The 233-nt window shown below is 58.8% G+C and carries 1 protein-coding gene; it reads right to left on the minus strand.

All coding sequences use genetic code 11. The annotated features are described in order from the left end of the window. A partial coding sequence (locus Q4528_RS16390; RefSeq protein ID WP_303522852.1) for a hypothetical protein occupies nt 1-233 on the minus strand: 233 nt, incomplete at both ends.

The raw sequence follows: 233 nt of genomic DNA on the forward strand, positions 1-233 counted from the left end.
GCCGGGTCTGTCACAATCTGGATGCGATCTTTGGCGGCGCCTTGAAATGCCGGGTAACTCAGCGGGGTGCGGTTGCCATGGCGCCCGGTAAAACAGATTTTTGGTCCACTTGTCCCGTTGATCCTTGGGCTGCCGAGCCGCGGCTGCCTTGATCGGGTGACCACATGTTCGCTGACGCTCTGGAAATGCTGCAAGGTTGGATGGCTGGCCGGTAATTTTTGTTGGGCCAGCTC

It is taken from the genome of Staphylococcus pasteuri, from assembly GCF_030547725.1.
Classification (GTDB): Bacteria; Bacillota; Bacilli; order Staphylococcales; family Staphylococcaceae; genus Staphylococcus; species Staphylococcus pasteuri.